Annotated in this window: 1 pseudogene; it reads right to left on the reverse strand. The window is 43.9% G+C overall.

The annotated features are described in order from the left end of the window. Positions 1–519, reverse strand: a pseudogene (locus ACMZ6U_RS10755) (transposase); the annotation flags it as partial.

A 519-nucleotide genomic window follows, 5' to 3' on the forward strand; every position in this document is an offset into this window, starting at 1 on the left:
GCTTCATCGCACTGTAAGGAAGTGATTGCGTTTCAAAGCTCTTCATGATGGCAATTCTCGTAGCCATCATAGCCCTGCTTAGGTGTTGGATGATGTGGAAGCGATCAAGGACAATACGAGCGTTTGGGAGTGAAATAGTCCGGTGGACTATTTCAGCCTGAGCCTAAAAATAAGAGAGCGAAGGTCTTGATGATGGGAATGCAGCTACCAGACATGTCCACAGTGACAACTTCAACCGTCTCACGAACTTTTCTTGGAAATTTGTAGAAGAAGTTCTTAATCGTGGTTTGTTTATTGTCTTCAAGGACAGTGACGATTTGTCTGGTCTCAAAGTCCTGAGCAATAAAGGCTAATTGTCCTTTGTTTCTTGACAATTCATCCCAAGACAAAATGGTAGGTAGCTTATCAAAGGTCTCCATGATTTGGAAGGTTTCGAGTTGTCTTTGGACAGTCGCTACCGCGACATGACATTGCCTAGCGATAGCGGCATTGCTTAAGGTATCTGTTAGAAGCTGTGTG

It is taken from the genome of Streptococcus pluranimalium (assembly GCF_047785745.1).
Taxonomy (GTDB): domain Bacteria; phylum Bacillota; class Bacilli; order Lactobacillales; family Streptococcaceae; genus Streptococcus; species Streptococcus pluranimalium_B.